Source organism: Streptococcus sp. HMSC066E07 (genome assembly GCF_001814695.1).
In the GTDB taxonomy this organism is placed as follows: Bacteria; Bacillota; Bacilli; order Lactobacillales; family Streptococcaceae; genus Streptococcus; species Streptococcus hominis.
Genome location: NZ_KV817466.1, coordinates 1 through 987, shown reverse-complemented (window position 1 = coordinate 987; position 987 = coordinate 1). Strand labels below are relative to the sequence as shown.

At 47.4% G+C, this 987-nt stretch carries 9 tRNA genes; all 9 read right to left on the bottom strand.

From position 1 onward, the window contains the following. Nucleotides 1-81: 81 nt before the first annotated feature. The 9 genes from HMPREF2984_RS08420 to HMPREF2984_RS08380 all read right to left on the bottom strand — a co-directional run bounded on the left by HMPREF2984_RS08420 (nt 82) and on the right by HMPREF2984_RS08380 (nt 941). A tRNA-Pro gene (locus tag HMPREF2984_RS08420) sits at nt 82-155 on the bottom strand. A 40-nt stretch (nt 156-195) separates the two neighbouring features. Beyond that, a tRNA-Arg gene (locus tag HMPREF2984_RS08415) sits at nt 196-269 on the bottom strand. Between the two features lie 58 nt (nt 270-327). Then, nucleotides 328-401, bottom strand: a tRNA-Arg gene (locus HMPREF2984_RS08410). A 9-nt stretch (nt 402-410) separates the two neighbouring features. Continuing rightward, nucleotides 411-496, bottom strand: a tRNA-Leu gene (locus tag HMPREF2984_RS08405). A gap of 7 nt (nt 497-503) precedes the next feature. Then, nucleotides 504-575 (bottom strand) — tRNA-Gly (locus HMPREF2984_RS08400). Between the two features lie 19 nt (nt 576-594). Continuing rightward, a tRNA-Thr gene (locus HMPREF2984_RS08395) sits at nt 595-667 on the bottom strand. 10 nt (nt 668-677) lie between these two features. Continuing rightward, a tRNA-Leu gene (locus tag HMPREF2984_RS08390) sits at nt 678-759 on the bottom strand. A gap of 9 nt (nt 760-768) precedes the next feature. Next, a tRNA-Lys gene (locus HMPREF2984_RS08385) sits at nt 769-841 on the bottom strand. A 27-nt stretch (nt 842-868) separates the two neighbouring features. Beyond that, a tRNA-Asp gene (locus HMPREF2984_RS08380) sits at nt 869-941 on the bottom strand. Nucleotides 942-987: the final 46 nt, after the last annotated feature.

Sequence of the window (987 nt, the reverse complement as noted above, 5' to 3'; positions counted from 1 at the left end):
TTTGATAGAATCGAGACATTATTGTCCCAGGCTCCAGATGTTAAAAACTAACACCTATTTCATCTAATATCAAATAAAATATCGGGAAGACAGGATTCGAACCTGCGACACCTTGGTCCCAAACCAAGTACTCTACCAAGCTGAGCTACTTCCCGTATAGATAGAAAAAATGAAGTCTAAGAGACTTCTTTTCTATGCACCCTAGAGGAGTCGAACCTCTAACCGCCTGATTCGTAGTCAGGTACTCTATCCAGTTGAGCTAAGGGTGCTCTTTCTATGAATATAAATTTATTATATCACAAATACAAAAAAAGTCAAATCTATTTATGCACCCTAGAGGAGTCGAACCTCTAACCGCCTGATTCGTAGTCAGGTACTCTATCCAGTTGAGCTAAGGGTGCTCTTTCCTATGCCGAGGACCGGAATCGAACCGGTACGATTGTTTCCAATCGCAGGATTTTAAGTCCTGTGCGTCTGCCAGTTCCGCCACCCCGGCTTCCTCAAGCGAACGACGGGGTTCGAACCCGCGACCCCCACCTTGGCAAGGTGATGTTCTACCACTGAACTACGTTCGCATTCGCTTCTTTCCTTTAATGCCGGCTACATGACTTGAACACGCGACCCTCTGATTACAAATCAGATGCTCTACCAACTGAGCTAAGCCGGCTTATCTCCTATGCGGGTGAAGGGACTTGAACCCCCACGCCGTTAAGCGCCAGATCCTAAATCTGGTGCGTCTGCCAATTCCGCCACACCCGCCTGTGACTATGACCCGTACTGGGCTCGAACCAGTGACCCTTTGATTAAAAGTCAAATGCTCTACCAACTGAGCTAACGAGTCTCTCTAATGTATCTCTATACACTAAAACGGTCCCGACGGGAATCGAACCCGCGATCTTCGCCGTGACAGGGCGACGTGATAACCGCTACACTACGGGACCTATTAAGCTTTTCCGCTTAAAGAAATGGGAGTTAACGGGATCGAAC